A 26,620-nucleotide genomic window follows, 5' to 3' on the forward strand; every position below is an offset into this window, starting at 1 on the left:
TGCAGTGGCAAATCTTGTTTTGCAAAAGGCGTCTCGCCCCCTCTTGAGGGGCAAAAGTGAGGAAAAATGGCCCAGCAGAAACTCTATGCCGGCGCAAAATTGCGCGAGACCCGCACACGGCTCGGCCTCACGCAACGTGCCTTTGCCGAAAAGCTTGGCGTCTCCCTGCCCTATCTCAACCAGATGGAGAACAACAACCGCCCGGTCTCAACCGGCGTGGTTCTGGCGCTCGCACAGGAATTTGGCTTTGACGTCACCGAGCTGTCCTCGGGCGACGCGGAACGTATGGTCACAGATATGCGCGAGGCGCTGGCCGATCCGGTCTTTGCCGATGGCGCGCCGCCTCTGGCCGATCTGCGGCTTGCGGCCTCGAACGCGCCTGCACTGGCCCGCGCCTTTCTTGAGTTGCACCGCGCCTATCGCCAGACCACCGAGCGCCTCGCCTCGATGGACGAAGCGCTGGACCGCGAAGACAGCCCTGCGCGCGCGAGCCCCTGGGAAGAGGTCCGCGATTTCTTTCACTATTGCGACAACTACCTCGATGCCATCGACCGCGCCGCCGAGAATTTTGCCCGCCCGCACGGCGAGGCCCGGGACGTGGTCCGCGCCGCGATCGAGACGCTCGAGCAAAAGGGCATCACGCTGCGCAGTGGCACGAAGGAACTGCGCCGCTATGACGAGCGCGCCGGCGAGTTGACGATATCTTCGCGCGTCTCGACCGCCACGCGACGGTTCCAGATCCTGCACCAACTGGCCTTGGTCACGCAGGGCAAATTGCTCGACGCGACGCTTGATTTGGCGCGTCTCCAAAGCGAGGAATCCCGCCAAATCGCGCGCATCGGCCTTGCCAATTACTTCGCGGGGGCCGCCCTTTTGCCCTATGGCGCGTTTTTGGAAGCGGCGCAGGAAACCCGGCACGATCTTGAAATGCTGGCCGAGCGGTTTGGCGCCTCTGTCGAACAGGTCGCGCACCGGCTGTCGACCCTGCAACGCCCGGGCGCCAAGGGGATTCCGTTTTATTTCGTCCGCGTCGATCAGGCCGGCACGATCACCAAACGCCACTCCGCGACACGGCTGCAATTCGCCCGCTATGGCGGCGCCTGCCCGTTGTGGAATGTGCACCAAGCCTTTGAAAGACCCGGACATTTCCTGCGTCAACTGGCGGAGACGCCGGACGGGGTGCGCTATCTGTCGATTGCCCGCGATGTCTCGAAACCCGGCGGCGCCTTTCATGCGCCGGTGCGTCGCTACGCGATTGGGCTGGGCTGCGAGGTCACCCACGCCTCGGAGCTGGTCTATGCCGACGATCTCGACGTGTCGAAACCGGCGGCCTTTGAGCCCATCGGGATTTCCTGTCGGATTTGCGAACGCCGCGACTGTCACCAACGTTCGATCCCGCCTCTGGAGCGACGCCTGAACATCGACCCGAACGACCGCGGGACGCTGCCCTATCGGATCGACTAGATGCGCCGTTTGCTGGTCAGGTAGATGCCGCCGAGGATCAGGATGGAGGCGAGGACGAACCGCAGCCCCAATGTCTCACCGAGAAAGAGCACCCCGCCCAAGGCGGTGATCAGCGGCACGGACAGCTGTGCGCTGGCGGCCAGCGGCGCCGCGATCATGGGCAGGACGCGATACCAGAGCATGTAGCCAAGTGCGGAGGCCACGCCGCCTGAGAGCAAGGCCATGAGCCAGCCGAAACCGGTGAGTTGTGGCGGACTGAGGAGGAAGATGAGAAGCACAAGCGGCAGGGTGCCGATAAAGTTGCGGATGGTGCGCCCGGTGGGCTCTCCGGCGCCTTGGCCCAGCAGGCTGTAGACGCCCCAGGCCACACCGGAAAGGGCCATGAGCAGTGCGGCTTCCAAGGTCGGTGCTTGCAGACCGGGGAGCAGCAGCCAGATCAGCCCAGCCATGGCCAAGATGACCCCTGCCCCGCCCAAGGCGCCGATCCGCATCCCGCGCGCACGAGCGACGGCCAGCATGGTGACCTGCACCACGGCGAAAAGGATCAGCGCGCCACTGGCGGCGGACATGGCACGGTAAGAGAGCGAAAAGGCGGCGGCGTAGATGAAGAGGGCTGCGATGGCGGGGGCATCCTGACGTCTTGGCAACAGCGTGTCGCCTCGGAACGTGCCAATGAGCAAAAGCACCAGAGCCCCGGAGGCAAGGCGCACGCCCGCGAAAGACAGCGCACCATTGGCCGGATCGGTGAGCGCCGCGCGGGTCAAAAGCGAATTGGCGGCGAAGGCCACGAGGGTCAGCGCCAAAAGCCCCATGACGCGCATGGCCTGCGTGCTGTCATATGATGTCCCCATGTCTCCCCCCAGCTCCCCCGCATGTCCGTTCAGACCATACTGTCGCTTTGGAGCAAAGGCACAAGACGGCAAAGACAACATTCCAGTGAGGGAATGGTGATCATTGGAGTGCAAGACTGATATTTTGAGGAAAAGTGGCGCGGTTGACGGGGCTCGAACCCGCGACCCCCGGCGTGACAGGCCGGTACTCTAACCAACTGAGCTACAACCGCGCATTACCTTTTCAGGCTGTGCCTTTTTTAAGGCGTGCCCCGAAGGGCTATAGTCTGGCAGCGATGGCGCGGTTGACGGGGCTCGAACCCGCGACCTCCGGCGTGACAGGCCGGCACTCTAACCAACTGAGCTACAACCGCCCGCTGCCCGATCAGGACCGTGTCCTGAACGTGAGGGGCGTTTTATGGCCGGGGCGCGCCCTCGTCAAGCGGGGAATCGCGAAAAAGTGTCGGGGGCGAGAAAAAACTTTGGACGGAGATGTGCCAGCCCCCAGATGACACAACAGGCCCCCTCACAGGTCGCCTGTTTTTGCTGCTTCAGGAAGCGCATTGAGCACCTCATCGACGCGGCCATAGCGCGTCGGATACTGTGTCAGCAAACGCTTTTGCACCTCGGTCAGATCGGGACTTTCTCGCTCACGCGCCAATTTCACCAAAGCGTCCTTGTCCTGAACCACTTTCAAATCAACCGGGACTGGCATCTCTGTGAGCCCGATCCCGAGAAAGTAATCCTTGAACTTGAAATCACCGCCACGCAGCTGACCATGAAACGTCGCCCAGGCGACTGGCACCTTATAGGCATCCGCGATGATCACCCCATGCAGGGAGGTCGACACAATGGCATGACAAGCCAAGATGTCGGAGATCACCGTCTCCAAGGGCCGCCGCACATCAATGATATTCACCCCATCCATCTGCGCAAACTGCGCGCAGACATCCTCGACCTCTGAGTGATGCGGAATAATGCCAAGATCGGCTTTCTCCTCAGGTCGTTCCGGGTCGAAAAAGAGCGGCATCAGACTGCCGGGATCGCCATAAATCGCGGGGCAATCATAGCCCTGACGGATGCAAATCTCGCGCGAGAGCGGCCCTCTGACCGCATGGATTTCCTTGGGCTCAGGAAAGCGGGTCTTTTCCGTCAGAGCGCCGCTCCCCCAGACAATCGCCTTATGTGCCTGCTTCACATGCCCTAAGACGCTGCCACAGCTGAGAAAAACATCACCCAAGGACCCCTTCCCTTTGACACGCCGCGCTTTGCGTCCCGTGATCTTGTGGAAAAGATAGGGGCCGATCCAGTCACCGAAATTCAGGCCCTCTGTCGCAGAGTAAAACCAATAGACATTCCAGGAATTCGTAAAGCCACACTTTGCGGCGAGCTTGTAGAAGTTGCTCGGAGACGCGTTTGCGTAGGACTCTGACGTTTCATAACGGGGCATTGAATTTCCCTATTCCGTCATACGGCACATACAGACATTTAAGATGCAACGTGCATCGACGCGGAAACGTAAAACAAGGAAGGAAATGGTGGGTCGTGAGAGGCTCGAACTCCCGACATCTTCGGTGTAAACGAAGCGCTCTACCAACTGAGCTAACGACCCGAGTCCGGCTCATTTAGGGGAAAAAAATCGGTCTGGCAAGAGGGGGGAATGCATTATCCCCTCACCTCTTTATCCCTTAGCCTTGCGCCAACCGGCGGCGCGGGCCTCGTCTTCGGAGCAGAACCAGCGTTCGCCCGAGGTTTCATTGATCCGCGTGCCCTCGTACCAACGCCCGCCAGGCATATGGTAAAGCTTGCCGGAGCCGGAAATATTGCCCTTGATCACGCAGTCCGACGGCGGTGTTTGTGGCGCAAGCGCGGTGCGGGTCTCGGCGCGATACTCGGAAGGCGGCTGGCTTGCGGCGCGCCAGAGGCCATGACCGCCAGTCCGCGCCGCCTCTTCGTCCACGACATAATCGCGGCTGTATTTGGCGTAGGCATAGGCCGCGCCCGCGCGCACCATTTCGGCATTCAGATCGCCCTCTGCGCCGTAACACACGGCCACCGAGCGACCATAGCGATCACGGTCTTTTTCCACGCAGGCCACACCCCCCGCCGCCAGCCGCTCCAGCACGGCCTTCGACCAGGAGCCACAGGACCAGCTGTCGCCGCGCATATCGCTACAGCTTTGCGACATTTCCGGCGCGTCGATTCCGTGAAGACGGATTTTGACTGTCCCGATGGCCAAAGTATCCCCATCGACGACGCGCAACGCCCCGTCACGCCCGGACAGGATCGCGCCTTTGAGAGAGCTGTGTTCGATAGGATTTGCGGCACGTTTTGCGGTCTGTACAGCCTGCACCTCGTCCGTCTCCCTTTCGCTCACGGCCTCGGCCGTCTCGAAAGGAAAAAGGGTCACCCCGAGACCCATCGCAGCCCAGAAAGCCGCAACATATGGTAGTTTACCCAACCTCACACACGACTTGTGCACGATTTGTTCTCATAACACAAGAGGGCGCGTCCCCTTTCGGTTAACGCGCCCTCTCGCATATCAAACAGTCTCAAAAGACCTTATCGGACCTCAGGCCACCGCGGACAGAGCCTTGTAAATCTCGTCCTTCAGATGCATGCGTTTCTTGCGCAATTCGGTCAGTGCCAGATCTTCCATTGGCTTCACATCCGTTTCGGCCAGATGCACCTGATCGTTCACCGCGTCGTAGTCTTGCATCAAATGCGCGAAATGCGGATCAGCTGCCTTCAAATCGCTGATCTTGTCAGCGAGATCGGGAAAATCGGCGGCCAGTTGGTGCGGGGTGTTGGACATTGCGCGTCTCCTCTTTCCTGTCCCTTGTTGTGGCCAGTCTGGACGGTCAGGCCACCGCAGGCTTTGACGCGGATCAATAAAAGCGGTTTTCTCGGCAAAAGGCCCGACGAGAGGACAGAAGTGCAGATTTGCGGGCCGCGCCGTGCGCATTGCGTGGATTGCCTTTGGAGGCCATTGTCGCCAGTCTCCGCGCATGTCCACGACACATCCCAGCACACCCGACACCTCCACAAATACGATGAAAGGCATTCTCTGGATGCTTTTTATGACGCTGTGTTTCGTCATGGTAAACGTGCTGGTGAAATATGTCGGCAATGGCCTTCCGGTGCTCGAAAGCGCGTTTTTGCGCTTTCTTCTAGGGCTGGTTTTCCTCATCCCCGCCCTCGGCGCCGTGCGTCAGGTGCGCTTCACGCCACGGCTTTGGAAACTGACCTTTGGCCGGGCGCTGTTTCATGCGCTGGCGATGACGTGCTGGTTCTACGCCATGACGCGCATTCCGATGGGCGAAGTCACCTCGCTCAACTTCATGAACCCGATCTATATCACCATCGGCGCGGTGGTGATGTTCGGCGAAAAGATCGCCCTGCCCCGGATCACCGCGCTCATCGTGGCCTTTCTCGGCGGCCTCGTGATTTTACGCCCCGGCTTTCGCGAGATCGACCCCGGCCATCTGTCGATGATGCTCTCGGCCATGGCCTTTGCCGGCTCCTACCTCATTGCCAACCGGCTGGTAAAAGAGCTCCCCGCCTCCGTCGTCGTCTTTCTCATGTCGGTGACGGTGCCCATCGTGATCGCGCCCTTCGCGCTTTTGCATTGGGAAACGCCTACGCTCCATGAACTGATCTTGCTCTTCCTCACCGCCGCTTTCGCCACGATGGGTCATTACGCCATGACCCGCGCCTTTGCCTGTGCGCCGCAGTCTCTCCTGCAACCCGTGGCCTTTACCCAGCTGATCTGGTCGGTGAGCTTCGGTTATCTTTTGTTCGGCGAAAGCGTTGATCCCTATGTGCTTTTGGGCGGAGCGATGATCATCGGCGCGGTGTCCTTTATCACCTGGCGCGAGGCCCGCAAAAAGGCCCGCACCTAACGCCTCAGGCCCGTTTCGCGCGGATCTCAGACACAACATGCGAGACCAGAACCCCAAGGATCGCCAGCGCCAGCATCGCCGCAATCGGACGGTTGACGACATCCAGCGGGCTGTCGACACGGGCCATGGCGGCGCGCAGTTTGACCTCCATCCCGCCCAGAACCATACCCAAAATGATCGGCACGGAGGGCAGGTTCAGCCGTTTGAGCGCCAGCCCAAGCACCCCGAACCCAGAGGCGATGGCGCAATCCACCACCGAACTGCGCAGGCTGTAGACCCCCACAAAGCTAAGGATCAGCACCATCATGCCCAGAAACCGCGTCGGGATTCGGATCAGGCGGATCAGCCAATTGGACGACACCAGCATGAACAGGATGACGATCACATTCAGCACCAAAAGCGCAATATACAGCGCATAGATGAAATCCAACCGGTCCTGAAACAGCGCGGGTCCCGGCACCACGTTATGCACGTAAAACACCGAGAGCATCATCGCGGTCAGCGCCTCGCCCGGAATACCAAGCACCAAAAGCGGGATCATCGCGGCGGCGGGCACGGCGTTGGTGGCGGACCTGGCGACGGCCGCCGAAACCTGTGTCGATCCCGCACCCTATCGGTTTTCGCGGCTCTAAGCGCCCGTGATCAAGCTGATCGCGATGGACCACATGACAAGCGCGATGCCCCCGTCGAGCACGCGCCAGGACAGGTCACGGGCAAAGATCGGCGCGAGGAACCGCGCGCCGAATCCCAGAGCGAAGAAGAACAGCAAAGATGCGCTGGCCGCCCCCATCGCAAAGCCCGCTCGCGCCTCACCGAACCGCGCGGAGATCGCCCCCAAAAGCACCACCGTATCGAGGTAGACATGCGGGTTGAGCCAGGTCAGCGCCAGTGCCGTGAGCATGGCAGCCGTGCGGCTTTGCCCCTCTCCCGTCGCGGCCTCAAGATGCGCGCCACCACGCCAGGCAGAGAGGGCCGCCTTGGCGCCATAATAGATCAGAAACGCCGCACCGCCCCAGCGCAGGAGTGGCAATAAAGGCGGAAAGGCCTTGGAAATTTGCGCCGAGGCGAAAACGCCCAAACTGATCAGCACCGCATCCGAGAGCGCGCAGATCAGCACGACGGGCAGCACATGCGCGCGCTTGAGGCCTTGGCGCAGCACAAAGGCATTCTGCGCGCCGATGGCGACGATGAGGCTCAGCCCGGTGAGAAGCCCTGTGAGGGCGGCGTGCAGCATGTCTTGTGTCATGAAAACTCCTTTGTCAGGCGGAGTTACGCGGCTTAAATGAATTAGACAAATTAATCTTACTATGTCTAAATTAGATATGCTTAACTCATCCGACTACCCCGCGCTCACCGCCCTCGCCGCCGTTTTGCAGAGTGGCTCTTTCGAAGGCGCGGCGGAGCGGCTCTCCGTCACGCCCTCCGCCATTTCGCAACGCATCAAGGCGCTGGAGGAGCGGTTGGGCAGTGTGTTGGTGATCCGTGGCACGCCCTGCGTGGGCACCGAGACGGGCCGACGGCTTGCCCGGCATATGGAAGAGGTTGGGCTTTTGGAGCGCCAGTTGTCCCGCGATCTTGGCCAGAGAGAAAGTGCCGCAGTTTCCGTCCCAATTGCGGTCAATGCCGACAGCCTTGCCACCTGGTTTTGCACCGCGATGGCGCCCGTCTCCGGCATGTTGTTTCAGCTTCAGATCGACGATCAGGACCACTCCGCCGATTGGCTCAAACGCGGCGAGGTGATGGCCGCCGTTTCGTCTCGCGACACGCCTGTCTCGGGCTGTGATCTCCTGCCTCTGGGCGCGTTGCGTTATCTGCCGGTGGCGACGCCCGACTTCGTGACCCGGCATTTCCCGGAGGGGCTAACGACAGAGGCCTTCGCCCGCGCCCCCTCGCTGATCTACGATGAAAAGGACCGGCTGCAAGACACATGGGCGGCGCATCAGGCCGGGCGGCGCATCCCCCTGCCCGCCCATCGCATCCCGTCGACGCACGGCTTTGTCGATGCAGCGCTTGCGGGGTTGGGTTGGGGATTGAACCCTCTGACGCTGTTGCGGCCGCATCTGGACAGCGGGCGCCTTATGGCCCTCTCGCCTGAGCCTTGGGACATCCCGCTTTACTGGCACGTCTCGCGGCTGAGCGCGCCGAGGCTCACGGACCTCACCGAGGCCGTAAAACGCGCCGCAAAAACCCATCTCGTGCAACAGAAAAACCCCGCCTGAAAAGACGGGGCTTTTATCTGTTCTAAACGCGAGGCTCAGAGTTGCGCGGCGACATCGTCCGGCACATCGAAATTCGCCGTCACTGATTGCACGTCATCGTCGTCTTCCAGCGCCTCAACCAGACGCATCAGCTTTTGCGCGGTCTCAAGGTTCACCTCGGTGCGGTTCTGCGGCTTCCAGATCAGTTTGCTTTCCTTGGACTCGCCCAACTCGGCTTCCAGCGCATCGGAGACAGCTGCCAGATCGCCATCGGCGGTGTAGATCCAGTGACCTTCCTCGTCGCTTTCGACATCCTCGGCGCCGGCTTCGATCGCGGCCATCATCACCGTGTCCGCATCGCCCACTTCGGCGTCGTAGGTGATCTCGCCCACGCGGTCGAACATGAAAGCCACGGAACCGGAAGTGCCCAGATTGCCGCCCGCCTTGGTGAAGACCGAGCGCACGTTGGACGCGGTGCGGTTCACATTGTCGGTCATGGTCTCGACGATGAAAGCGATGCCTTCCGGGCCATAGCCCTCGTAACGGATCTCATCGTAGTTCTCCGCATCACCGCCCAAAGCCTTTTTGATCGCGCGGTCGATCACATCTTTCGGCACGGATTGGGTTTTCGCGGTTTTCACCGCCAAACGCAGACGCGGGTTCTTCTCAGGATCCGGGTCGCCCATTTTCGCCGCCACGGTGATCTCCTTGGCGAGTTTCGAAAACAGCTTCGAGCGCACGGCGTCCTGACGCCCTTTGCGGTGCTGGATGTTTGCCCATTTAGAATGGCCGGCCATGTGGCGCCTCCGGAAATGTCGATAAAGTCAGATTACGCGCCTCTATAAAGCAGCGCCCCCATGACCTGCAAGGCCACCACATGGCTTTGAGGCAGTCTTTTCCGTGGGAAAAATACTCAAATCGCCTACGTTAGCCTCACATGGACCTCACATGGACCTCACATGGGCCACAAAAGCGGGATCAGCGCAGCCGACAAAACCCCGATCGAGAGGTTCAACGGGATGCCGACCTTCATGTAATCGGTGAACTTATAGCCGCCGGGACCGTAAACCATCGTGTTGGTCTGATAGCCGATGGGCGTCGCGAAAGAGGCGGACGCCGCGATCATCACGGCCACCACAAGCCCGCGCGGGTCGAGCCCCATGGTGTTGGCGAGCCCGATGGCAATCGGCGTCACCACGACGGCGACCGCGTTGTTCGACACAAGCTCGGTCAGGAATGAGGTCATCAAAAAGATCGCCCAGACCACGAAGAACACCGGCAGACCTTGCAGCAGAGGCGCCACGGCATCGACGATCAGCTCGACAGCGCCCGAGGCATCGAGTGCTGCCCCTACCGCCAGCATGGCAAAGATCAACGCCAGCAACCGCCCTTCGACAAAGGAAAACGCCTCGTCCGCGTCGATGCAGCGGGTGGTCAGCACCACCGCCACGGCAATCACCGAGAGCATGAGGATCGGTGCTACACCCAGAGCGGCCAGCACCACGATGGAGAACATCGCGATCAGCGCGATCGGCGCGTGGCTGCGGTGATAGGCGCGTTCCGTGGGTTTCGACACATCGCCCATGTCCATGTCAGAGGCGAGGCGCTGAATATCGGCGGGCGTACCTTCGAGCAAAAGCGTGTCGCCGACACGGACCACAAGGTCTTGAATTTGTTGACCAAGGTTCTGATTTCGGCGGTGCACGGCCAGAACGTAGACACCATAGCGACGGCGCAGCCGCATGGACGACAGCGCGCGCCCGACCATTTTACAGCCCGGCGTGATCAGCACCTCCATCGTGGTGGTTTCCACCGCAGAGACCTGATCGACGCGTTTGAGGGATTTGTCACGCTGAAGGCTCAGAAGCTCCGTGATCCTCGAACGCAGCACAACCCGGTCGCCAACATCGAGAGTGAAGCCCTCCAACTCATGGCGATAAGATTTGTCGCCGCGAATAACGTCGATCAGGCGCACGCCCTCGCGTTTGAAAAGCTGCACGCCGGAGACTTCGCGCCCGATCAGGTTGCTGTCCGGCGGGATCACGGCTTCGGTGAAGAACTTCATTTTCGAGCGGCCGGAGGACAGCATGGCAGCCAGACTGTCGCGTTCCGGCAAAAGATGGCGCCCGAAGAGCAACAGATAGGCCATGCCCCATGCGGTCACCGCGAGGCCCAAAAGGGACACTTCGAAAATCGTGAAGGGCTCAAGCCCCTGCGCCCGCGCGACACCATCGACCAACAGGTTTGTGGAGGTGCCCAAAAGCGTAATCGTGCCGCCCATGATGGCCGAATAACTCAAAGGGATCAAAAGCTTGGAGGGGGAAACACCCAGTTTCCCCGAAAGCTGGATAAACACGGGGATCATCACGACAACAACCGGCGTATTAGCCACGAAAGCCGATAGCACCACCACCACGACCAGCAACATGGCGATGGCCACGGACGGGTGTGTCTCGGCGTAATTCCCGGCCTGACGCGTGAACCACTCAAGCCCCCCAGTGCGCACCATCGCCCCCATGACGATGAACATCGCGGCAATGGTCCAGGGCGCCGGGTTCGACAGGACGGAAAGCGCCGCGTCATAGGGCAAAATGCCCAAGACCATCATCAGCGCGGCGCCGGTGATCGCGACGACCTCGGTCGGAAAAACCTCTCGCATGAAGAGCACGAACATAAAGCCCACGACCACGAGGGCGATCACCGCCTCTGTCATCGGACTGAACTGAAAAAGGTCCATCGTGTCTCACGTGCTTGTTCCGGTTGGCACCAATATGCCTTGTCGGAGCCCGTTATCACAAGCGACAAAATGCCCTGAGATCAAAAGGATATTTCAGCCAATTGATCAAAAGTGGAATAAAATTCGTGCATTTAGCGCCCTGAGGGTTACGGCGCGCTTTGCTCTAGGCGGCCACCGACCCGAATCTGCTTCACCCGCGTGGCAAGCCCAGTGCGGTCGTCGGTTTCGACATAAACCCCCGACAGCGTTGCCTCGCCTTTCGCGGGCTCATAGCGGCCTTTGGCCATGCCGGTCACAAAACGGCGCAGCGGCTCGGCCTTGTCCATACCGATGACCGAATTGTAATCGCCACACATGCCCGCGTCCGTCAGATAAGCCGTGCCGCCGGGCAGGATTTGCGCGTCACCCGTGCAGACATGGGTGTGGGTGCCGACGACAACCGAGGCCTTGCCATCGCAGAAATGCCCCATCGCCATTTTCTCCGACGTCGCCTCGCAATGCACATCAATGAGCGCAGCCTGAATGGCACCGCCCAATTTGTGGCTCATAAAGACCTGATCGAGGGCGGAGAACGGATCGTCAAAGGCGCGTTTCATAAAGACCTGCCCCAGCACCTGCGCCACGAGAATGCGCCGACCACGGGCGTCCTCAAAAATCCGCACACCGCGTCCCGGCGCCGCCTTGGCGAAATTGATCGGGCGCACGATGCGGGTCTCGCGTTCGCAAAACTGCATCATGTCTTTCTGGTCAAAGGCATGATCGCCCAGCGTCAGACAATCGACCTCGGCCTCCAAAAGCAGCTTGGCGTGATCGCCCGACAGGCCCATGCCATTGGTGCAATTCTCGCCATTGACCACAACGAAATCGAGGCCCCACTCCTTGCGAAGCGCCGGCATGCGTTCGATCACCGCCTTGCGGCCCGCGCTGCCGACAATATCTCCGAGGAACAGGATTTTCATAGGGCCATAGCCTTTCTTGGTCTCTTTGCCCCCTCAAAAGGTGAGCACTTCTCTCTCGGTCACAATCGCGTCCAGCGGCGCGTCGGTCGGCTCCACCGGCAGGTCATGCGCCTCTTGTCCCGCATAGGCGAGGCCCACGGCAAAAACTGGTCCACTGGCGCGCAGCTTGGCGAGCGTGCGGTCGTAAAACCCGCCGCCATAGCCCAAACGATGCCCGTCCCGATTAAAGGCCAAAAGCGGCACAATGACCACCTCGGGCACCACCGGTTCAGACTGCGCTGGGATCAGCGCCCGAAAAGCGCCCGACACCATCTCCATGTCCGGCGTCCAGCGATCAAAGCGCAAAGGCTGCGCCTTGGCCTCCACCACCGGCACCGCGACGAGGCCACGGCTGTGCAGCCGTGCCATGGCCGCCCGCGGGTCCAATTCACTGCCCAAGGGCATGTAGCCCGCCGTCAACTTGCCCGCATGGGGCGTCAGAAATCCGAGCAAAAGCTGGGTCGCTTGCCGTGCCGCTGCCCCGCCTAGGGCTTCGCTCTGCGCATGCGCCGCGTCGCGTGCCGCTTTGGCGCGCGTCCTCAATGCCGTCTTTAGGGCCGTGGTTGTACCGTTCAAACCCGTCACAGAAGCACCACCCCCGCCAGTCCCAAGAAGGCGAAAAAGCCAACGACATCCGTCACCGTGGTCACAAAGGCCCCCGAGGCCAGCGCCGGGTCGACGCCCAGACGTTCCAAAACGACCGGGATGCCGATGCCCGCAAGCCCCGCGATCACCAAATTGATCACCATGGCCGCGCCAATCACCGCGCCCAGCGCAGGAGAGCCGAACCAGAGGATGCCGACCACCCCCATGATCACGGCAAAGACGATCCCATTGGCAAGCCCCACAAGCACCTCGCGTCGAATGACCCGCCAGACGTTGGCGCCGGTCAAATCGCGCGTCGCGATGGCGCGCACCGCGACCGTCAGCGCCTGCGTGCCCGCATTGCCGCCCATGGAGGCCACAATCGGCATCAACACCGCAAGCGCCACGAATTCCGCGATGGTGTCTTCGAATTGCGCGATCACCAAGGAGGCGAGGATCGCCGTCACGAGGTTCACAGCGAGCCACGGAATGCGCTGTTTCACCGTGTCCATCACGCGGTCGGCCAGAGAGCCCTCACCCACACCGGCGAGGCGCATGATGTCCTCTTCGTGCTCTTCGTCCAACACGTTCATCGCGTCGTCGATGGTGATGACGCCGACGACACGGTCGTCCGCATCCACCACTGGGGCGGCGATCATGTGATATTGGTTAAAGGCATAGGCGACGTCGGTTTCGCTCTCATCGACGCGGAAGGTGCGAAAGCCCGGCTCCAACAGTTCCGTCAAAGGCTGCGCCCGTGGCGCGCCAAGGATTTTGCCCAGCGTGACGTGCCCCACCGCGTGCATTTTCGGGTCGATCAGCACGACGTGGTAGAAATCGTCCGGTAGGCTTTCGGATTTGCGCATAAAATCAATAGCCTGACCGACGCTCCAATGCTCCGGCGCCATGACGACTTCGCGCTGCATCAGACGACCGGCGGAATATTCCGGGTAGGACAGCGACTGCTGAACCGCGACGCGATCCGCGTCTTCGAGCGTCGCAAGGATCGCCTCCTGCGCCTCTTCGTCGAGATCCTCGACCAGATCGACCACGTCGTCCGATTCCATGTCCCGGACCGCTTCGGCCAGAACGTCAGGCCGCAGGACGTGGATCACCTCGTCGCGGATGCCCTCATCGAGTTCCGAGAGGATTTCGCCATCGAATTCCGCACCATAGAGAAGAATCAGCCGACGCCGGTCAAAGGCATTCACCTGTTCGAGCAAGTCGGCGATGTCGGCCGCGTGCAGCGGCTCCATCAGCTCAATGAGCTTGGCTCGATCGCCGGTGTCGACCGCATAGAGAATGGCACTGAGCGCTTTCGCACTCAACGCGTAGCCATCTTCGTGTTCGGCCTCATCCTCGATCTGCGTTTCTTCTTCGACCATCGCTTGCCCAATCGTGTTTCGTGGCGACCATAAGACAGGTTTCCCGCGAGAAACAGGGGCAAGATTGATTTACCTTCCCCAATCCAGTGCCTAATCTGCCCATAGACTTAAGAGCGCGTTTGCCAAAAAGGATCCCGATGGACAAGCTGATTGCAGGACAGGTCGTCACCTATCACGGTGACCCTTTCGACATTCCCGCCGAGGAGGCCGTTCAGGTCCTTTCAGACGCTGCGATTCTGGTGCGGGACGGCAAGGTGGTCTCTCTGGGCGGATGCGATCACATGCGGGCGAAACATGCCGACGCCGAGGTCTTCGATCATGGCCCCGCGCTCATCGTGCCGGGATTTATCGATGCGCACGCGCATTACCCGCAGACCGCGATGATCGCGAGTTGGGGCAAGCGGCTGATCGACTGGCTCAACACCTACACCTTCCCCGAGGAAGCGAAATTCGCGGATCGCGGCTATGCCGATGACATCGCCGGGCGCTATCTCGATCTCCTGCTGGCGAATGGCACCACCACGGTGACGTCCTTTTGCACGGTGCATCCCGGTTCGGTCGATGCGCTCTTTGAGGCCGCAGAACGCCGCAATATGCGGATCGTTGCGGGCAAGACCTGTATGGACCGTTGGGAAACCACGCCCGAATTCCTGCGCGACACGCCGCAATCCGCCTATGACGACAGCAAGGCCCTGATCGCGCGTTGGCATGGCAAAGGCCGCGCCACCTATGCGATCACGCCGCGGTTCTCGCCGACCTCGACGCCGGAGCAGTTGGACGCTTTGGGGCGACTTTGGGACGAACACCCTACGTGCCTGATGCAGACGCATCTTTCCGAGCAGACCGACGAGATCGAATGGGTCAAAGGCCTCTACCCCGAGGCGCGGGATTATCTCGATACCTATGAACACTTCGGGCTGGTGCGCGAAGGCGCGCTGTTTGGCCATTCCATCCACCTCGAACCGCGCGAGATTGCGCATCTTCGGGCCATGGATTGTTCGCTCATTCACTGCCCGACGTCGAACACTTTCATCGGCTCCGGCCTTTTCGACATGGGCGCGCGCAAGGCCGACGGGCTACGTGTGGGGCTTGCCACCGACACCGGCGGCGGCTCGTCGTTCTCGATGCTGCGCACTATGGCGGCCGCCTATGAGATCGGCCAGCTCCGCCACAACGCGCTCCACCCCGCGCAGCTTTTGTGGCTCGCCACGCGCGGCTCGGCGGAGGCCCTGCGGATGGAAGATAAAATCGGCTCCATCGCGCCCGGCATGGAAGCGGATTTCGCGGTGATCGACCTGGCGTCCACCCCCGCCATCGCCCAACGCGCCATCACCGCGAATACGATCTGGGAAGAGATCTTCCCGACCATCATGATGGGCGACGACCGCGCGGTGATTGCAAGCTATGTCATGGGAGAACGGGCGGCGGTTTAAGCCGCTGCGACCTCACCGTCCCTTTCACCGACAGGGCTTGGCAAAGACCGCCACAAACAGATTGTTCGGCCCGATGCCAATACCCACGTCCCGCATGTCGCGATTCAATAGATTGGCGCGGTGGCCGTCGGACCTCATCCAGCCCGCCATGGCCAGATCGACGGATTTCCAACTGTAGGACAGGTTTTCGGCCACAAGGCATCCCTTATAACCCTGTTCCGCCGCGCGGTGGATCGGGCGGGCGCCTTCGGGCGAGATATGCGCGAAATACTGACGCCGCATCATGTCGTTGACATGGGCCTGCGCCGCCTTTGACAGCGCCGGATCAAGCCGCAGCTTGCGCAGGCCTTTCGCGCGCCGCTCTGCATTCATCGCGGTCAGCAAATCCTGTGTCGTCGTCTGCGGATTGCTCACCGCCACCGAAACCGTTGCTTTCGGCAAGGGGCGCACATCGGCGGCCTGGGCCGCGCCTGCGCCGATCCCAACCGCCAGTGTCATCATAAGTGCGCGCAAAATTGTCATAAGGGCCTCCTGTGGTTGCCCTGTTTTGCGCCGTCAAATGGACGATTTTCGGGCGAGATCACGGCATATCCCGCCCGGTCACGTGACACTCCCCGCGGATTTTAACGATCCTCAGCAGCCGCGTGCAAAGACCGCCACACGCATACCGCCCGCGCCAGTGCCGATGCCGATCTCATTGACCTGCGAGGAGAGGATGTTTTTGCGGTGGCCGTCGGATTTCATCCAACCCTGCACCGCCTGTTGCGCGGTCGGGTAGCCGCCGGAGATATTTTCCGACAGGTAGCCGTAGCAATAGCCCACCGCGCGCACGCGATCGCCGACCTTGGCGCCATTTTTGCTGGTGTGGGAAAAGTAGTTCTTTGCCGCCATGTCATTGGCATGCCGCTCCGCAGCCTTTGCCAGTTGCGCATTGTAGCTCAGCGCCACGAGCCCCTTTTTCGACCGTTCTGCGTTGATCATGGCGAGGATCTGCGCCTCTTCCTCCATCGCGGAAGGTGCTGCGGTGGCCGCCGTGGTGACGGGTGTCAGCTCGCCAAAGCCTGCGCCGGTTTCCGGGCCACAGGCCGCCAGCAATATCATCGGCACCATAGCCCAAAGTGTCGTTTTCATATTTTCCCCACTCGATTGCAGTTTTCTTCAATTCGGAATGCGCTCAGCCGTCCATAAGCCCCTGCGCCAAACGCGTTTGATGCCGCACCACCGAAGGCACATCCATCGTCGTCACCCAGCTGTCGGCCACCACATGGCGGCCCTCGACAAACAGGTCTTTCACCATCATCGGCCCCGCCAAAAGCAAAGCGGCCGGGTCCCAGCTTCCGGCGGCTTCGACATCCGCCATGTCCCATACGGCGATGTCCGCGCGTTTGCCGGGCGCAAGAATGCCGATGTCATGCCGCCCAAGCACCTCCGCGCCGCCGCGCGTGGCGATCCAGAGCATCTCGCGCGGGCTCATCTTGTCGGCCCCGAATGTCACGCGTTGCAACAGCATCGCCGTGCGGGCCTCGATGATCAGATTGCCGCTGTCGTTGGAGGCCGAACCATCGACGCCAAGCCCCACTTTCACCCCCGCATCCCGCATGCCGCGCACCGGCGCCACGCCAGAGCCGAGACGACAGTTCGAACAGGGGCAATGCGCCACGCCGGTGCCGGTCTTGGCGAACAACTCCACTTCCGACACGTCGAGTTTCACACAGTGGGCGTGCCAGACATCGGGGCCTACCCAGCCCAGCTCCTCGGCATATTGCCCTGGCCGCATGCCGAATTTTTCCAAGGAATAGGCGATGTCCTCGTCATTCTCGGCCAGATGGGTGTGCATCATCACGCCCTTGTCGCGGGCCAGAATGGCGCTGTCGCGCATCAGCTCACGTGAAACGGAAAAGGGCGAACAGGGCGCGACGCCCACACGGATCATCGCGCCGGGGTTCGGGTCGTGGAAGGCGTCGATCACCCGGATGCAATCGTTCAAAATATCCGCTTCGCGCTCGACCAGACTGTCCGGCGGCAGACCGCCCGCGCTTTCGCCGATGGACATGGACCCACGCGTCGCGTGAAGCCGCATCCCGATGGCCTGCGCCGCCTCGATCGTGTCATCGAGCCGCGCGCCATTGGGGTAGAGATAGAGGTGATCCGAGGTGGTCGAACAGCCCGAGAGCGCCAGCTCCGCCAGACCTACAAGCGCCGAGACCCGCATATGTTCGGGGCCGAATTTAGACCAGATCGGGTAAAGCGTCTTGAGCCAACCGAACAGCAGCGCATCCTGCGCCTCGGGCACGGCGCGGGTCAGCGTTTGATAGAGATGGTGATGGGTGTTGACGAGGCCCGGCGTGACGAGACAGCCCTCGGCATCGATGATCTGTGCGTCATCGTCGTAAAGCCCTTTGCCGACCGCTTCGATTACGCCGTCACGGACCAGAATGTCGCCACCTTTGATCTCTTGTTGGTCGTCGTCCATCGTCAGGATGACATCGGCATTGCGGATCAGGAAACAACGGTGCATGGGCTTACCTCCGAAGGCGGCATCAATACCCCGAGAGTACCGCCAATGCCGCGTGATGCAACTCTTTGCTGGCCGCCGCCAAAACACGCCCACCTTCCAAAACAGGCCCGCCCTGCCAATCGGTGACGATGCCACCCGCCGCCTCGATCACCGCGATGGGGGCCAGGATGTCGTAGCTCTGCAACCCGGCCTCGACCACGAGATCGATCTGACCGGCGGCCAAAAGCGCATAGGCGTAGCAATCCATGCCGTAGCGGGTGAGTTTGCAGCGCGCGGCGAGGTATTGGAAGGCTTGGCCTTCGGTCTCGCTGCCCACTTCGGGGAAGGTCGAAAAGATCACTGAATCTTCCAGAGAAACGCCCTGACGCACACCCAGATCGCGGGCGCCATGCGGCCCGGTGAGAGTGGCCGTGCCCAGCCCGCCCACGAAGCGTTCGCCAATGTAGGGCTGGTCGATCACGCCGTAGAGCACATTGTCAGCGTCCCGCACCGCGATCAGCACGCCCCAGGTCGGCGTGCCGGAGATGAACCCGCGCGTGCCGTCGATGGGATCGAGCACCCAGGTGAGACCGGAGGTGCCGGGTTTCATCGGGAATTCTTCGCCTAAGATGGCATCCTCGGGACGCATCCTTTCGATCACCGCCCGCATCGCCTGTTCGGATCCGCGATCCGCCACCGTCACCGGATCGAAACCGGCGTCGAGTTTGGATGTGGTGTCGAGCGCCGTGCCGCGGAAGTACCGCAGCGTGATCTCACGCGCGGCCTCTGCGGCGGCCTCGGCGGTGGCGATGATCGAGGCGTGGTCTTGCGGGGAAAGGCCGGTCGTGGACATGGGAACTCCTGTAGGCTTTGCCTTCGCGGGTAGCCTGTCCGGAGGTGCGGGTCAAGGACAGGTCAAGGGCAGGTCAAAAACGGGGCCTGCCTGCTCATGCCACATCGTCCTGCAAGATCGGCAGCGCTCAAAAAGCACGCGCCCACAAAGAAACGACCCCGACGTCGAAACGCGGGGGTCGTATATCGTCAGGCGCAACCTGGACCAGGCGTTCGGCCGAGTTGACCTCAGGCCACGTCGGACAGAACACGCGCCAGTTCAAACAGGCGGCGACGCTGATTTTCAGGGATCGCGTAGTAGGAGCGCACGAGTTCGAGGGCTTCCTTGTCGGCGAGGATGTCGGCGGGCACGCTGGCCTCATTCGCATCTGCCACAATCTGAGACGGCATCGGCGTTTCCATACCTTCGAAGAAGAAGGCGACCGGCACAGCCAGTGCTTCGGCGATATCCCAAAGGCGAGACGCAGACACCCGGTTCATCCCCGTTTCGTATTTCTGGATCTGTTGGAATTTGATCCCGACTTTCTCAGCAAGCTGCTGTTGTGTCATGCCAACCATCCAACGGCGATGGCGGATCCGCTTGCCAACGTGGACGTCCACGGGGTGTTTCATTCTGACCGCTCCTTCGTAATCGTTCTGCGCGCAATAACCTATGCGTGTATAGCACATTTCTATCTCTCGGCTTGATCTCTCAACCTGTCTTTTTCGATAGGATTTGATAAAATGCCCATAAGACATTGTATTTCATCGCGTAAACAGAGCCTTAATTCGTAACAATATGGTGAGTACCGCCATTTGGCATCAATATAAGCGCTAAACCCACGCGTGTTTTTTGATCACTTTTTGCATTTTGCGAATTGTATACACCTTACCACACATACTAAAAGACAGTTTTCGACTCTCTCGACGCCTCGAAACGACTCGCTTTGACACGTCGATTTCGCCGCGATCACCCGCCGCACATGGGATTTCACATGGACAGAGCGCCCGCAAGTCGCCAAAACCTTACCATGAGCAAGACACCCATCGCCGACGCACCGCCCTCTCCCACCATCCGCGCCTGCCGCGTCGCTGGGTTTGATCGCGCCCCTGCCCTTGAGCACATCGTTCTGCCACCGCCCGGACCGCAGGAGGTGCGCGTCGCGATCCACGCCAGCGCGCTCAATTTCGCGGACACGCTGATGTGCACGGGCAAATATCAGGACACGCCAGAGCCGCCTTTCACATTGGGGCTGGAACTGGCGGGCGACGTCACCGCCTTGGGGGCCGATGTCACGGGGCTCCGCCTCGGGCAACGTGTGGCGGTTTATTCCGGTCAGGGCGGTCTCGCCGATGCGGGCAATTTCCCCGCCGACCGTTGCCTTCCGATCCCCGAGGGCTTGGGCTTTGCCGAAGCCGCAGCTCTTCAGATCGCCTATGGCACCTCGCATATGGCGCTCGATTACAAGGCGCGGCTGCAACCGGGCGAACGTCTGGTCGTGACGGGCGCTGCGGGCGGCGTGGGCCTGACGGCGGTGGAGATCGGCAAGCTGATGGGCGCCGAGGTCATCGCGATTGCGCGCGGCGCAGAGAAACTCGCCATCGCCAAAGCGGCAGGTGCCGATCACCTGATCGACGCCAGCGCGCCCGACATTCGCGAACAGATCAAGGCCCTTGGCGGCGCCGATGTGGTCTATGAAGCGGTGGGCGAGCCTTTATATGAGGCCTGTTTCCGCGCCACCAACCCCGATGGTCGCATCCTGTTGATCGGCTTTGCGGGCGGCGATCTGCCAAAGATGAAACCCAACCACATGCTGGTGAAAAACATCACCGCCATCGGCTTTTATTGGGGCAGCTACCTGGGCTTTAACCCCGCCCCCTTGCGCGCGTCGCTTAAGCAGCTGTTCGACTGGGCCGCAGAGGGCCGGATCAAACCGCATATCTCGCATCACCTGCCGCTGGAGCGGTTCGACGAGGGGCTGGAGCTATTGCGCTCGCGGAAGGCGACGGGGAAAGTGGTGCTGGAGCCCTGAGCGCAAAAGTGGTGCGATCCAAGAGGCAATCCTCGCACAACGATCTCATCCTTTTCGGATTTGGAAAATAGCGCATCGTTCAGATGTTTCAGCGCCGGCCCACGGCCCAACACACCCTCGTGGCCAACGCCCTCTATGCGGGTCCTCTCCGCCCTCAACCGGCCTCTACTGCGCCGCCAAACGTGAGCCCCGGTGGTTGCGATAGGATTGACGCAACAGATCGCGCAGACGATCCGCTGCCTCGCCGGACATCATGTCGGAGCTGTAGAGGTTGATCTTTTTCGAAGCAAGTTCCGGCAGGGCCCCGCCGTGTTGGATCGGCTGCGAATAGGGCGGCGCGGTGTCTTCGAGCATCACATGCACCGCCAGATCAGCGGAGACAGAGGCCTCGATGGTGCGGGTCTGGTCGCTTTCGATGGAAACTTCCCAAGGGATGCCAGCCTTGTCCAGCGCCTCCTGAACCCCCTTGCGGAAGATACAGCGATGCTCAAAGGCCAACCGCAGCGGGCGTTGACGCCAGGCCACGCCATTGGGCGCACCGATCCACACGAGCGGCAGTTCGACCAGCGTCTCGCCACCTGCATCCAGATCGTCCTCGGTGGTCAGGATCACATCGCATTCCCCGCGCGCGTATTTTTCCTTGAGCTGCATGGTGAAGGACGACAACAGGTTCACCCGCATACGCGGATAATCGGCATGAAAATGTTGCAGCACCAGCGGGATCGACGGGTAAACGATGTCATGCGGCACCCCCAGCACAATCTCGCCCTCATATTCCGTCGCGGTCAAACGGCTATAGACCTCGTCGTTCAACTCCAGCATCCGCCGCGCGTAGGACAAAAGCTGTTCGCCCGCTGCCGTTAGGGCGATTTTGCGGGCGCTGCGGTCCAAAAGCTTGGCGTCCAGACTCTCTTCGAGGCGCTTGAGCTGCATCGAGACGGCGGATTGCGTCAGGTTGAGCGCGCCCGCCGCACGGGTCACCCCGCCGGTGTCGGCCACGGTGACAAAAGAGCGCAGGGCGGTCAGGTCGAGGTTTCTAGCCACATCAACATCCTTGATGTTATCTCAAACAATCATTCATTTCACTTATCTCCCATAATCAGAGATAAAGCATCAAGAAAAATGATTACACCAACGGCACCCACAACGAAACAGAAAGGAACGCCGATGTCTTCGTCGATTTTTGCACCGACTTCCGCAGGGGCGCGCGGCGCCGCCTGTGCTCGCCCCTCTCGTTCCGTCTTCGGACGCCTGCGCAGCATCTTCGCCCTCTCGAAACAGCGCCGCGCACTGGCAAGCCTTGACGATGCGATCCTCAAGGACATCGGTCTGACCCGCGAACAAGCGCTCAAGGAATCTCAGCGCCCGGTTTGGGATGCCCCGCGCAACTGGATGCGCTGAGCCACATATAAAACCTGCGACAGACTGACCCGGTCGGATCGTCGCAGAGTTGCCTCCCGAGGTCCCCCGACCGCGATGCCCTTGGTATCGCGGTCACTTTTTGCCCTCAAGTCCCATAAAGCCCCCTTAGAAATCTGTCGAAAACAATGCGTTTTCCGCCCTGACATGGCTTGAAATCCGGGGCAGGACTGCCAATATCGGGAGAGATATCTCCGCAAGCGGCGGAGAACACGCATTTTTACGCACAGGAGACAGATAGAAAATGGCTGACTACAGAACGATCAACGCTGGTGTCGGCGCACGCTCGGCTGAGATCGACGCCGGCCTTCGCGCCCATATGAACAAGGTCTACGGCACGATGTCCGTGGGTCTTCTGGTGACCGCTTTGGCCGCTTGGGCTCTGTCCAACCTCGCCGTGAGCGCCACCCCTACCGAATATCAGATCGGCGCCAATGAATACCTGACGAGCCTCGGCTACGCGCTTTACGTGTCGCCGCTCAAATGGGTGATCATGTTCGCACCGCTCGCCATGGTCTTTGGCTTTGGCGCCATCGTGTCCCGCCTCTCCGCTGCCGCGACCCAGACCTATTTCTATGTCTACGCCGCTCTGATGGGCCTGTCCTTGAGCTCGATCTTCCTCGTGTTCACCGGCGCCTCCATCGCGCAGACCTTCCTCGTGACCTCGGCGGCCTTCGCGGGCCTGTCGCTGTGGGGCTACACCACCAAAAAGGACATCTCCGGTTGGGGTTCTTTCCTCATCATGGGTGTGATCGGCCTGGTCCTCGCTTCGATCGTCAATATCTTCCTCAAGTCCTCCGGCCTTGAGTTCGCAATCTCTGCGATCGGCGTGCTGATCTTCGCGGGTCTCACCGCCTACGACACGCAAAAGATCAAAACCGACTACATCTCCCACGCCCATGCGATGGACGGGGAATGGCTGGCGAAATCCGCGATCATGGGGGCGCTGAACCTCTATCTCGATTTCATCAACCTGTTCATGTTCCTGCTGCAATTCCTTGGCAACCGGGACTGATCATCGGATCACTCAAAACGAAAAGGCCGCTCTTCGGAGCGGCCTTTTTTTGTTGCTTCTTAAGGGTCTTAGAGATCGCGCGCCATCTGGATCGCGGGCAGGTAGACACCGGGCTTCAGTGCCAGATCCACATCCCCAGAGGCCTCGAACCCATGCGCCTCATAAAAGGCCCGCGCCGTCAGCGTCGAGAGCGAACACATCCGCTCGACCCCGGTCAGCGTCGCGTTTTCGAGGATATGCCCAAGCAGAACCGAACCCACACCACGCCGAGTGTGATCCGGGTGCACCGCGACCCGGCGCATGTGGCCGATCTCGCGCGGACCAACGCCGCCAAAGGGCGTGGCCTGCGTCCAACCGCCTGCAGCAATGATTTCACCCCCGCCGGTTTCGGCGACAAAAAACGTGCCGGAATTCAAGAGCCTTGGCGCCGTATGCAACAGCGCCGGAAGCGCGGCGTCGAGAATGGCAGCCGGATAATGCTGTTTCAGGAGCTGACCGTAGGAGGCACGAAAGAGCGTGTCGATCTCCGCGGTATCGGCCGGCATGGCGACGCGAACGGTGAACGGCACGCTCTTGCGAATCTCCTGCGCGCGCACCGCCAGAGCCTCGCTCAGGCTACTGGGCAACGAGCAGGAGCTGTCAGGCCGCTCCGGCTCTCTCAAATCATCATCGAAACATCCGAACATCTCTCTCTCCTCATGTTGGACGGGTTGGAATTCTGGTCCGCTGGCGAGAGAAGCTGGCAAAGAAAAACCGCGCTTCCCTCTCGGGTTGCGCGGCTTTTGCATCTTGGTATGTCGGAAGGGCTTACTTGATTTTGCCTTCTTTGTACTCGACGTGCTTACGCGCAACCGGGTCGTATTTCTTTACGACCATCTTTTCGGTCATGGTGCGGGCATTCTTTTTGGTCACGTAAAAGTGGCCCGTGTCCGCGGTCGAGTTGAGACGGATTTTGATCGTCGTCGGCTTCGCCATTTTTCATTACTCCAATTATCGCGTGCAACGGGGGCACAGTTGTGTTCGAGCGCCAGCCCGTGGAATCCTTGAAGCCTGCCTTTTAAGGACTTCGGCCCCTGAGTCAATGGGGTTTCGACAGAAAACAGTCACAAGCGTGGAGTTTCCTGACGCACAGAGGTTCTGCGCCTGCTATGGCTTGCGTAACTTTTGCACGACGCCTAAATCGGTCCTGCGACCAAATCGGTCGTGTAACCTCTCAGGGCGGGGCGAAATTCCCCACCGGCGGTGTTTAGGGGCCTGTTTAAGCCTCCTATCAGCCCGCGAGCGCTTGCGCATCCTCACCGGATACGCTTGGATAGCAGATTCGGTGAGATCCCGGAGCCGACGGTCACAGTCCGGATGAAAGAGAGAAGACAGGTCGTCGCCTAACCGCGTGCGCCCTGCCCTCGTGCCTTGAGTTATGTGTGGAGAAAGGACGACACATGACTCTCACTTCCCTTGGTCCGGCCCGCGCCGGTGCCCTTTTGATGATCGCAGCCGGTGTGCTTTTTGCCGTCATCAACCTTTTGACCCAATATGCCACGATGATGCTCCATGTGCCCTCCGCGCGCATGGCGTTTTGGCAATATTTCATCGCCTTGCTGTTTTCCCTGCCGTGGGTGGTGCGCGAGGGTCTGCGCGCGATGAAGACCCACAATCTGATGCTTCATCTCCTGCGCATCGCCGCCGCCGTCATCGGGGTCCAGCTCTGGATCGCGGGCCTCGCCCATGTGCCGATCTGGCAGGCGATCGCGCTCATCATGCTTTCGCCCTTCTTCGTCACAATGGGCGCCAATCTGTTCCTGGACGAGGCCGCCACGCCCGAGCGCTGGATCGCCGTCACCGTCGGTTTCGCGGGCGGCATGATCATCCTCGCGCCTTGGTCGGAAAGCTTTTCGCTCTTCGTGCTCTACCCCGTCGGAGCCGCCGCCTTCTGGGCGCTCACCTCTTTGCTGACCAAACGCCTGACCCGATCCGAGACGCCGGAGAGCCTCACCGTCTACCTGCTCTTGGTGTTGAGCCCGGTGAACTTCGGCCTCGCATTGGGAGACGGCATCGCCCTGGGCGGCGGCCTCACAGCGCTCATTCTCGTCGCTGCGGGGCTCCTGACCGCTCTGGCGCAATATGCCATCGCCAAGGCCTATGCCGTCGCCGATGCCGCCTATTTGCAGCCCTTCGATCACCTGAAACTGCCGCTTAACGTGGGCTTTGGTGTCTTGGCCTTTGGCTTTGTGCCGCCGGGATCGATGTGGATCGGGTCGCTGCTGATCCTCGCCGCGTCCTTCTACCTGCTGCGCCAAGAAAGCCGCGCCGCACAGCCTGCATAAACAAAAAGGGCGGCTCCAAGGCCGCCCCTCCACTTGAAAGGTCTGTACGGGAAGGCGATGACTGTCGTCCGGCCGGTCAGGCCGCCCCGTCTGGAGCGGATTGCAAAGCAATCTCGCGTGAAGACATCAAATGACTGGCTTGCCCATCGACTGATGAATCTCCGCCTGCTTCGCCGGATCCAGCATCAAGGATTGCGCCAGCCCTGTGAGGAAGGTCTTCTCCGCCTCGGTATCCACCGAAATCGCCATCAAAGCCGCCGCATAGACCTGCGCGCCCGCAGAGGTGCCTGCGTCCTTAGCCAAGGCCATCGGATCGACCGGCGCATCCAACTCGGCCTGCACAAAGGCGATCTCTTCCTCAGAGGCATCGCCCAATTGATCGAGGATTTTCGTGCGCTCTTCGGCGTCGATCTCGCCATCGGCCTTCGCCGCCATGATCATCGAGCGGATCATCAGTTTCGCATTCTCTTCTGCGGCCGCCCCCACAGGCGTCCCCGCCGTCACGGAGGCGAACATATCAGACATCGACGTGGCGCCTGTCGCCGCAGCACCCGACATAGCAGAAAACAGCGAGCCAAGCCCCGCTTCGGTCGCCTCGGACATATCTGCGGCCTGATTGCCAAACTTGCCCATCATGTCGCGCACGGCTTCTGACCCACCAGGAAAGCCGAATTTCTCCGCCATCTGGCCCATCTGATCGGCCATGCCGCCGGGGGCGCCAGACTGGCGCATCGCTTCGCGCACCCCGTCCATACCCCCCATTTTCTTCATCTTCTCAGCGCCTTTGGCCGCAGCAAAGCCGATCGCCAAGGTTGTCAATGTCTTCACGAAACTCATTGGGGGATCTCCCTTTTCTCAAAACAACTTGCCCCATAGTGCGATGAAAAATTCCATCTGCCAACCGGGCAAAATCCGCCTTCTTTTGTCTCTAAGTATCCCGGGTGAATTGGGCGCGGAGCGGCCAAGAGG

At 60.8% G+C, this 26,620-nt stretch carries 27 protein-coding genes, 3 tRNA genes, 1 pseudogene and 1 riboswitch; of the genes and pseudogenes, 8 read left to right on the forward strand and 23 right to left on the reverse strand.

What is annotated here, in order from left to right; translation table 11 throughout:
• The first annotated feature begins 66 nt into the window (after nucleotides 1-66).
• Entirely contained in the window at nucleotides 67-1,464 is a 1,398-nt protein-coding gene (locus ACN0X0_RS03145) for a helix-turn-helix domain-containing protein (protein WP_226549619.1), read from the forward strand.
• Here ACN0X0_RS03145 and ACN0X0_RS03150 read toward each other — a convergent pair.
• The 7 genes from ACN0X0_RS03150 to ACN0X0_RS03180 form a co-directional block, all read right to left on the reverse strand.
• Entirely contained in the window at nucleotides 1,461-2,315 is an 855-nt protein-coding gene (locus tag ACN0X0_RS03150) for a DMT family transporter (RefSeq protein ID WP_417277972.1), read from the reverse strand. The two genes, ACN0X0_RS03145 and ACN0X0_RS03150, sit on opposite strands and share 4 nt — an antisense overlap.
• Before the next feature lie 135 nt (nucleotides 2,316-2,450).
• A tRNA-Asp gene (locus tag ACN0X0_RS03155) sits at nucleotides 2,451-2,527 on the reverse strand.
• A gap of 64 nt (nucleotides 2,528-2,591) precedes the next feature.
• A tRNA-Asp gene (locus tag ACN0X0_RS03160) sits at nucleotides 2,592-2,668 on the reverse strand.
• 152 nt (nucleotides 2,669-2,820) lie between these two features.
• Entirely contained in the window at nucleotides 2,821-3,744 is a 924-nt protein-coding gene (locus ACN0X0_RS03165) for a polysaccharide pyruvyl transferase family protein (protein ID WP_417277973.1), read from the reverse strand.
• Between the two features lie 86 nt (nucleotides 3,745-3,830).
• Nucleotides 3,831-3,906: transfer RNA gene (locus ACN0X0_RS03170), tRNA-Val, on the reverse strand.
• A 69-nt stretch (nucleotides 3,907-3,975) separates the two neighbouring features.
• Nucleotides 3,976-4,704, reverse strand: coding sequence for a thermonuclease family protein (locus ACN0X0_RS03175; protein WP_417277974.1), 729 nt, complete (start codon nucleotides 4,702-4,704; stop codon nucleotides 3,976-3,978).
• A gap of 162 nt (nucleotides 4,705-4,866) precedes the next feature.
• Nucleotides 4,867-5,109, reverse strand: a complete 243-nt coding sequence (locus ACN0X0_RS03180) for a YdcH family protein (RefSeq protein WP_417262782.1) — start codon at nucleotides 5,107-5,109, stop codon at nucleotides 4,867-4,869.
• Nucleotides 5,110-5,302: 193 nt separating this feature from the next.
• Here ACN0X0_RS03180 and ACN0X0_RS03185 point away from each other — a divergent pair, with 193 nt between their 5' ends.
• Nucleotides 5,303-6,196 (forward strand): DMT family transporter, encoded by an 894-nt coding sequence (locus ACN0X0_RS03185; protein ID WP_417277975.1) that lies wholly within the window; start codon nucleotides 5,303-5,305, stop codon nucleotides 6,194-6,196.
• A 4-nt stretch (nucleotides 6,197-6,200) separates the two neighbouring features.
• Here the strand turns inward: ACN0X0_RS03185 and ACN0X0_RS03190 are convergent.
• Both ACN0X0_RS03190 and ACN0X0_RS03195 read right to left on the reverse strand, forming a co-directional pair.
• A pseudogene (locus ACN0X0_RS03190) lies at nucleotides 6,201-6,806 on the reverse strand (tripartite tricarboxylate transporter permease); the annotation flags it as partial.
• A gap of 18 nt (nucleotides 6,807-6,824) precedes the next feature.
• Nucleotides 6,825-7,442, reverse strand: coding sequence for a LysE/ArgO family amino acid transporter (locus ACN0X0_RS03195; RefSeq protein ID WP_417277976.1), 618 nt, complete (start codon nucleotides 7,440-7,442; stop codon nucleotides 6,825-6,827).
• Nucleotides 7,443-7,518: 76 nt separating this feature from the next.
• On the opposite strand from ACN0X0_RS03195, the gene ACN0X0_RS03200 reads away from it, so the two are divergent.
• Entirely contained in the window at nucleotides 7,519-8,415 is an 897-nt protein-coding gene (locus tag ACN0X0_RS03200; RefSeq protein ID WP_417277977.1) for a LysR family transcriptional regulator ArgP, read from the forward strand.
• Between the two features lie 35 nt (nucleotides 8,416-8,450).
• Here ACN0X0_RS03200 and ACN0X0_RS03205 read toward each other — a convergent pair whose 3' ends face one another.
• From ACN0X0_RS03205 to mgtE, 5 genes are all read right to left on the reverse strand, one after another.
• Nucleotides 8,451-9,191, reverse strand: a complete 741-nt coding sequence (locus ACN0X0_RS03205) for a YebC/PmpR family DNA-binding transcriptional regulator (RefSeq protein WP_417262778.1) — start codon at nucleotides 9,189-9,191, stop codon at nucleotides 8,451-8,453.
• A 158-nt stretch (nucleotides 9,192-9,349) separates the two neighbouring features.
• Nucleotides 9,350-11,131 (reverse strand): SLC13 family permease, encoded by a 1,782-nt coding sequence (locus ACN0X0_RS03210; RefSeq protein ID WP_417277978.1) that lies wholly within the window; start codon nucleotides 11,129-11,131, stop codon nucleotides 9,350-9,352.
• Nucleotides 11,132-11,277: 146 nt separating this feature from the next.
• The gene (locus tag ACN0X0_RS03215; RefSeq protein WP_417277979.1) at nucleotides 11,278-12,090 is read right to left on the reverse strand and encodes a TIGR00282 family metallophosphoesterase; all 813 of its coding nucleotides are present in this window, start codon (nucleotides 12,088-12,090) and stop codon (nucleotides 11,278-11,280) included.
• A 33-nt stretch (nucleotides 12,091-12,123) separates the two neighbouring features.
• Complete coding sequence (locus ACN0X0_RS03220) at nucleotides 12,124-12,714, reverse strand: 5-formyltetrahydrofolate cyclo-ligase (RefSeq protein ID WP_417277980.1); 591 nt, start codon at nucleotides 12,712-12,714, stop codon at nucleotides 12,124-12,126.
• Nucleotides 12,711-14,099, reverse strand: a complete 1,389-nt coding sequence (mgtE, locus tag ACN0X0_RS03225; protein WP_417277981.1) for a magnesium transporter — start codon at nucleotides 14,097-14,099, stop codon at nucleotides 12,711-12,713. The genes ACN0X0_RS03220 and mgtE overlap by 4 nt, the downstream gene beginning before the upstream one ends.
• A 137-nt stretch (nucleotides 14,100-14,236) precedes the next feature.
• Between mgtE and guaD the strand changes: the two genes are divergently transcribed.
• A complete protein-coding gene (gene guaD, locus ACN0X0_RS03230; protein ID WP_417277982.1) occupies nucleotides 14,237-15,532 on the forward strand; it encodes a guanine deaminase in 1,296 nt (431 codons plus the stop codon).
• A gap of 24 nt (nucleotides 15,533-15,556) precedes the next feature.
• Here guaD and ACN0X0_RS03235 read toward each other — a convergent pair whose 3' ends face one another.
• The 5 genes from ACN0X0_RS03235 to ACN0X0_RS03255 all read right to left on the reverse strand — a co-directional run bounded on the left by ACN0X0_RS03235 (nucleotide 15,557) and on the right by ACN0X0_RS03255 (nucleotide 19,493).
• The gene (locus ACN0X0_RS03235; protein WP_417277983.1) at nucleotides 15,557-16,054 is read right to left on the reverse strand and encodes a CAP domain-containing protein; all 498 of its coding nucleotides are present in this window, start codon (nucleotides 16,052-16,054) and stop codon (nucleotides 15,557-15,559) included.
• A 111-nt stretch (nucleotides 16,055-16,165) separates the two neighbouring features.
• A complete protein-coding gene (locus ACN0X0_RS03240) occupies nucleotides 16,166-16,663 on the reverse strand; it encodes a CAP domain-containing protein (RefSeq protein WP_417277984.1) in 498 nt (165 codons plus the stop codon).
• A 43-nt stretch (nucleotides 16,664-16,706) separates the two neighbouring features.
• Nucleotides 16,707-18,050: an 8-oxoguanine deaminase gene (locus ACN0X0_RS03245; RefSeq protein ID WP_417277985.1), complete on the reverse strand. Its 1,344-nt coding sequence runs from the start codon at nucleotides 18,048-18,050 to the stop codon at nucleotides 16,707-16,709.
• Nucleotides 18,051-18,072: 22 nt separating this feature from the next.
• Nucleotides 18,073-18,882: an inositol monophosphatase family protein gene (locus ACN0X0_RS03250; protein WP_417277986.1), complete on the reverse strand. Its 810-nt coding sequence runs from the start codon at nucleotides 18,880-18,882 to the stop codon at nucleotides 18,073-18,075.
• A 227-nt stretch (nucleotides 18,883-19,109) separates the two neighbouring features.
• Nucleotides 19,110-19,493, reverse strand: coding sequence for a helix-turn-helix domain-containing protein (locus tag ACN0X0_RS03255; protein ID WP_417277987.1), 384 nt, complete (start codon nucleotides 19,491-19,493; stop codon nucleotides 19,110-19,112).
• Nucleotides 19,494-19,933: 440 nt separating this feature from the next.
• On the opposite strand from ACN0X0_RS03255, the gene ACN0X0_RS03260 reads away from it, so the two are divergent.
• Nucleotides 19,934-20,893 (forward strand): NADPH:quinone oxidoreductase family protein, encoded by a 960-nt coding sequence (locus ACN0X0_RS03260; RefSeq protein ID WP_417278224.1) that lies wholly within the window; start codon nucleotides 19,934-19,936, stop codon nucleotides 20,891-20,893.
• Between the two features lie 165 nt (nucleotides 20,894-21,058).
• Here the strand turns inward: ACN0X0_RS03260 and ACN0X0_RS03265 are convergent, their stop codons facing one another.
• Nucleotides 21,059-21,937, reverse strand: a complete 879-nt coding sequence (locus tag ACN0X0_RS03265) for a LysR family transcriptional regulator (protein ID WP_417277988.1) — start codon at nucleotides 21,935-21,937, stop codon at nucleotides 21,059-21,061.
• Between the two features lie 123 nt (nucleotides 21,938-22,060).
• Here ACN0X0_RS03265 and ACN0X0_RS03270 point away from each other — a divergent pair, with 123 nt between their 5' ends.
• Together ACN0X0_RS03270 and ACN0X0_RS03275 are read left to right on the forward strand one after the other, a co-directional pair.
• Nucleotides 22,061-22,294: a DUF1127 domain-containing protein gene (locus ACN0X0_RS03270; protein WP_417262766.1), complete on the forward strand. Its 234-nt coding sequence runs from the start codon at nucleotides 22,061-22,063 to the stop codon at nucleotides 22,292-22,294.
• A gap of 262 nt (nucleotides 22,295-22,556) precedes the next feature.
• Complete coding sequence (locus ACN0X0_RS03275) at nucleotides 22,557-23,327, forward strand: Bax inhibitor-1/YccA family protein (protein WP_321364221.1); 771 nt, start codon at nucleotides 22,557-22,559, stop codon at nucleotides 23,325-23,327.
• A gap of 68 nt (nucleotides 23,328-23,395) precedes the next feature.
• On the opposite strand, the gene ACN0X0_RS03280 is transcribed toward ACN0X0_RS03275, so the two are convergent.
• Nucleotides 23,396-24,013, reverse strand: a complete 618-nt coding sequence (locus ACN0X0_RS03280; RefSeq protein WP_417277989.1) for a GNAT family N-acetyltransferase — start codon at nucleotides 24,011-24,013, stop codon at nucleotides 23,396-23,398.
• A 121-nt stretch (nucleotides 24,014-24,134) separates the two neighbouring features.
• Nucleotides 24,135-24,302 carry a 50S ribosomal protein L33 gene (gene rpmG / locus ACN0X0_RS03285; RefSeq protein ID WP_009572866.1) on the reverse strand — a complete coding sequence of 56 codons (168 nt, stop codon included), beginning with the start codon at nucleotides 24,300-24,302 and terminating at the stop codon, nucleotides 24,135-24,137.
• 230 nt (nucleotides 24,303-24,532) lie between these two features.
• Nucleotides 24,533-24,699: riboswitch (FMN riboswitch) on the forward strand.
• A gap of 67 nt (nucleotides 24,700-24,766) precedes the next feature.
• Between rpmG and ACN0X0_RS03290 the strand changes: the two genes are divergently transcribed.
• Nucleotides 24,767-25,651, forward strand: a complete 885-nt coding sequence (locus ACN0X0_RS03290; RefSeq protein ID WP_417277990.1) for a DMT family transporter — start codon at nucleotides 24,767-24,769, stop codon at nucleotides 25,649-25,651.
• A gap of 126 nt (nucleotides 25,652-25,777) precedes the next feature.
• On the opposite strand, the gene ACN0X0_RS03295 is transcribed toward ACN0X0_RS03290, so the two are convergent.
• Nucleotides 25,778-26,488 (reverse strand): DUF533 domain-containing protein, encoded by a 711-nt coding sequence (locus ACN0X0_RS03295; protein WP_417277991.1) that lies wholly within the window; start codon nucleotides 26,486-26,488, stop codon nucleotides 25,778-25,780.
• Nucleotides 26,489-26,620: the final 132 nt, after the last annotated feature.

The organism is Celeribacter sp., from assembly GCF_048270365.1.
Classification (GTDB): Bacteria; Pseudomonadota; Alphaproteobacteria; order Rhodobacterales; family Rhodobacteraceae; genus Celeribacter.

Bases quoted from the DNA above. Each gene is read 5' to 3' on its own strand.
- ACN0X0_RS03145 (WP_226549619.1), top strand. From the start codon at position 67: ATGGCCCAGCAGAAACTCTATGCCGGCGCAAAATTGCGCGAGACCCGC.
- ACN0X0_RS03150 (WP_417277972.1), bottom strand. From the start codon at position 2,315: ATGGGGACATCATATGACAGCACGCAGGCCATGCGCGTCATGGGGCTT.
- ACN0X0_RS03165 (WP_417277973.1), bottom strand. From the start codon at position 3,744: ATGCCCCGTTATGAAACGTCAGAGTCCTACGCAAACGCGTCTCCGAGC.
- ACN0X0_RS03180 (WP_417262782.1), bottom strand. From the start codon at position 5,109: ATGTCCAACACCCCGCACCAACTGGCCGCCGATTTTCCCGATCTCGCT.
- ACN0X0_RS03185 (WP_417277975.1), top strand. From the start codon at position 5,303: ATGTCCACGACACATCCCAGCACACCCGACACCTCCACAAATACGATG.
- ACN0X0_RS03195 (WP_417277976.1), bottom strand. From the start codon at position 7,442: ATGACACAAGACATGCTGCACGCCGCCCTCACAGGGCTTCTCACCGGG.
- ACN0X0_RS03200 (WP_417277977.1), top strand. From the start codon at position 7,519: ATGCTTAACTCATCCGACTACCCCGCGCTCACCGCCCTCGCCGCCGTT.
- ACN0X0_RS03205 (WP_417262778.1), bottom strand. From the start codon at position 9,191: ATGGCCGGCCATTCTAAATGGGCAAACATCCAGCACCGCAAAGGGCGT.
- ACN0X0_RS03210 (WP_417277978.1), bottom strand. From the start codon at position 11,131: ATGGACCTTTTTCAGTTCAGTCCGATGACAGAGGCGGTGATCGCCCTC.
- ACN0X0_RS03215 (WP_417277979.1), bottom strand. From the start codon at position 12,090: ATGAAAATCCTGTTCCTCGGAGATATTGTCGGCAGCGCGGGCCGCAAG.
- mgtE (WP_417277981.1), bottom strand. From the start codon at position 14,099: ATGGTCGAAGAAGAAACGCAGATCGAGGATGAGGCCGAACACGAAGAT.
- guaD (WP_417277982.1), top strand. From the start codon at position 14,237: ATGGACAAGCTGATTGCAGGACAGGTCGTCACCTATCACGGTGACCCT.
- ACN0X0_RS03235 (WP_417277983.1), bottom strand. From the start codon at position 16,054: ATGACAATTTTGCGCGCACTTATGATGACACTGGCGGTTGGGATCGGC.
- ACN0X0_RS03240 (WP_417277984.1), bottom strand. From the start codon at position 16,663: ATGAAAACGACACTTTGGGCTATGGTGCCGATGATATTGCTGGCGGCC.
- ACN0X0_RS03245 (WP_417277985.1), bottom strand. From the start codon at position 18,050: ATGCACCGTTGTTTCCTGATCCGCAATGCCGATGTCATCCTGACGATG.
- ACN0X0_RS03250 (WP_417277986.1), bottom strand. From the start codon at position 18,882: ATGTCCACGACCGGCCTTTCCCCGCAAGACCACGCCTCGATCATCGCC.
- ACN0X0_RS03255 (WP_417277987.1), bottom strand. From the start codon at position 19,493: ATGAAACACCCCGTGGACGTCCACGTTGGCAAGCGGATCCGCCATCGC.
- ACN0X0_RS03270 (WP_417262766.1), top strand. From the start codon at position 22,061: ATGTCTTCGTCGATTTTTGCACCGACTTCCGCAGGGGCGCGCGGCGCC.
- ACN0X0_RS03275 (WP_321364221.1), top strand. From the start codon at position 22,557: ATGGCTGACTACAGAACGATCAACGCTGGTGTCGGCGCACGCTCGGCT.
- ACN0X0_RS03280 (WP_417277989.1), bottom strand. From the start codon at position 24,013: ATGTTCGGATGTTTCGATGATGATTTGAGAGAGCCGGAGCGGCCTGAC.
- rpmG (WP_009572866.1), bottom strand. From the start codon at position 24,302: ATGGCGAAGCCGACGACGATCAAAATCCGTCTCAACTCGACCGCGGAC.
- ACN0X0_RS03290 (WP_417277990.1), top strand. From the start codon at position 24,767: ATGACTCTCACTTCCCTTGGTCCGGCCCGCGCCGGTGCCCTTTTGATG.
- ACN0X0_RS03295 (WP_417277991.1), bottom strand. From the start codon at position 26,488: ATGAGTTTCGTGAAGACATTGACAACCTTGGCGATCGGCTTTGCTGCG.